Origin of the sequence: Pseudomonas sp. MD195_PC81_125, assembly GCF_014060985.1 — a bacterium.
Taxonomy (GTDB): domain Bacteria; phylum Pseudomonadota; class Gammaproteobacteria; order Pseudomonadales; family Pseudomonadaceae; genus Aquipseudomonas; species Aquipseudomonas parakoreensis.
Map to the genome: position 1 here is coordinate 1 of NZ_JABULD010000521.1, position 3,182 is coordinate 3,182.

Consider the following 3,182-nt stretch of genomic DNA (forward strand, 5'->3'; position numbering starts at 1 on the left):
CTCCCAGCTATCAAAGCCCATAGGTGATCATGGTGTGCTGGAAAAAGATCGCAGCCCTTCGGCAGCTCCTACAGGTTACGGTCGACTGTTGGCTGCCTTTGTAGGAGCTGCCGGAGGCTGCGATCTTTTGATCTTTCTTTTGATTGTCCTGCGGCCACCCGCGATATAGTGCCGCGCGGGTTTGGTTATGGAGACACCCCTTTGCGCATTGTTCTTTTATTCACGGCGTGGCTGATGAGCTGCGGGGCCATGGCGGCACCGGGCGATGTCGCGACGCTGGATCGCAGCACCTGGCCGGAGCAGCTCAGCAATCCGACGCTGTTTGACGTCGCCTCGCGCGCGGAAATCCTCATGTTCGCCCGGGGCCTGCTCGGCACCGAAGCGCTGGACGAGGCTGCGCTGGCCCAGCGTCTTGGCCTGCGCACGGTCAATGTCGACGCGATCAGCCGCCTGCGGCAGCGGCTCTGGGAACGTCTGTTGGCCAACTACAACTTCGCCCAGCAGAGCTGCGATCAGGATGCCTCGTTCTGCTTCCTCGTCGAAGACCTGCCGACCCTGCGCGAGCAGGCCGCCAAGTTCGTGGTCAGCGACGACAGTTATTACACCAAATGGGCCGAACCGAGCCGGTTGTTTTATCTGCAGTACCTGGACGAGCTGATGCGCAAGGCCGCGCTGTCGCCGCAGACCAGCAGTGAAATCGATCGTTTCGGCGACTATGAACGCAGCGGCGACGAGATGCATGACCGGCTGTTTCTGTTGAGTTTCGACAGCGCTGCCAATCTGCAACCGGACAACACCGACTGGATCGCCGACTACCTGCGCAAAGCCAATCTCAGCGGCACGTTCTTCCTGTTGGGCAAGGATGTGCAGGCGCGACTGGCGGATCGCTCGGTGAGCAACCTGCAATCGGAGTTCTCGAAACAGTGTGTCGGCGTGCAGGGTTGGGAGTTCCGTTCCCACAGCTATTGGCAGGACTGGCAGGACTCGGTGCGCCGCAGCAGTGACCTGGTGAAGAACAAGTTGCCGGAAAACTACGTGCCGCTGTTCCGTCCGCCGGAGGGGCAGCGTCGCTCTGATGCTGGCAGCTTCTTGCGCAATCAGGGCCTGCAAGTGGCGCTGTGGGACATCGATGCCCAGGATGGTGCCGGCAAGCTCAAGGGTGCGCAGAGCGCGCAGCGAGTGCTGACCCTGATGCTGTTATGGCGCCACGGGGTGATCAATTTCAACATGAAACAGGATGCGGTGAGGACCGCGTTGCCGTGGCTGATCACGCAGACTGCGCAAAGCGGCATCGGCTTTGAAGACTGTCAGGACGGGTTTCGCTAGTAAACGGAAAAAGCCCGGAAACATTGGGCTTTTGGCGATTTTTTCAGAGAATTCGATGCAGGCGGACTTTCGACTTTAGCGGGGTCTGCACGGTCCGCCAAGGGCTTTTCGTCACTCTGCAAAATAAACTTAAAAAAACCGTCAAAGTGCTTTTTTATGTCATGGGTTTTGGAGTATTACGAAGACAGACCGCCGAAACCTGCAACACAGGTGGCGTCTTCCAAGACTCCTTTTGTGTGCAGTTCATCCAGGCCCTCGTGGATGAATTCGGCAGTCACTTCGAGGCGCAGCACCGCCCAGGTATTGCGTCGAATGGCTCCCACAAAGGTGACCGAGTATGGATGATCACGGACGTAGCCCTTCTTCCAACCAGCCAATCCTTTATGTACTCGATACCAACGTATTGATTCACGATCCAAATGCCCTGCTGAATTTCGAAGAACACCACGTCGCGATCCCGATGACCGTGCTTGAGGAGCTGGACAAGCTCAAGAGCGGCCATCACAGCGTTGCTGCCGAATGCCGCCAGGCCATCCGGCTGATCGACAAGACCCTGGGCGATGCCTCCCCCGAGGACGTCGAGCTGGGCGTGCCGATCCAGCGCGGCAAGGGCGGGCCGAAAGGCTTGCTGTCAATTCTGATGAGCAAACAGGCCGAGTCGAACCTGATTCTGCCCGAGCATCTGAACGACAACAAAATCATCAACCAGTTGATCGACCTGCACACCCGTGATCCGCAGAAGGCGGTGGTGCTGGTCACCAAAGACATCAACATGCGCCTCAAGGCGCGCGCCTGCGGCATCGATGCCGAGGACTACAGCACCGACCAGCTGGTCGATGACGTGTCCCTGCTGCCCAACGGCTACCACAACATGACCGGTTCCTTCTGGGACCGCGTGAGCAAGGTCGATACCCGTCAGGATCACGGCCGCACCTGGCATCAGGTGCAACTGATCGACAACCTGCCCGCGGTGCACATCAACGAGTTCATCATTGACGAACAAGGCTTTGTCGGCTGGATCAAGGAAATCCAGGAAGACAAGCTGCTGATCCTCGACCTGCACCAGGAACCGCTGCTGCACCAGGAAGCCTGGGGCCTCAAACCACGGGACATCTATCAGAGTCTGGCGCTCTACGCGCTGCTGGATCCAGACATTCATCTGGTCAACCTGTCGGGTGCGGCAGGTTCCGGTAAAACCATTCTGGCGCTGGCCGCGGCGATCGAGCAGACCATGGTCAGCAAGCGCTATCGCCGCATCATCGCGACCCGCAGCGTGCAGGGCCTGGACCAGGAAATCGGCTTCCTGCCCGGCACCGAAGCGGAAAAAATGGAGCCTTGGCTGGGCGCCATCACCGACAACCTCGAAGCCTTGCACATGGATGATGAAAACACCCATGGCAGCGTCGATTACATCCTCAGCAAAGTGCCGTTGCAGTTCAAATCGCTCAACTACATTCGCGGTCGCAGCTTCCAGCAGAGCCTGATCCTGATCGACGAATGCCAGAACCTTACGCCGCACCAGATGAAAACCATCATCACCCGGGCCGGCGCCGGTTCCAAAGTGGTGTGCCTGGGCAACCTGGCACAGATCGACACCCCTTACCTGTCCGCGACCAGTTCCGGGCTGACCTACCTGACCGAACGCTTCAAGGATTTCCCCAACGGGGTGCACATCACCCTGCAGGGCGTGCCACGCTCGATCCTGGCCGAATACGCCGAATCGCATCTGTAACCCTTCCAACAAAACCGGGCGGCCACAAAGCCGCCCGGTTTTTTATGCCTGAACCACAATTCCATTATTGATGCCAGCCTGATGAACACCACTGATCCACTGTAGGAGCTGCCGCAGGCTGCGA

Annotated in this window: 2 protein-coding genes; both read left to right on the forward strand. The window is 58.6% G+C overall.

All coding sequences use genetic code 11. From position 1 onward, the window contains the following. The first annotated feature begins 249 nt into the window (after positions 1-249). The gene (locus HT737_RS20675) at positions 250-1,326 is read left to right on the forward strand and encodes a polysaccharide deacetylase family protein (RefSeq protein WP_374011189.1); all 1,077 of its coding nucleotides are present in this window, start codon (positions 250-252) and stop codon (positions 1,324-1,326) included. 337 nt (positions 1,327-1,663) lie between these two features. Then, complete coding sequence (locus tag HT737_RS20680) at positions 1,664-3,058, forward strand: PhoH family protein (RefSeq protein WP_041064814.1); 1,395 nt, start codon at positions 1,664-1,666, stop codon at positions 3,056-3,058. Positions 3,059-3,182: the final 124 nt, after the last annotated feature.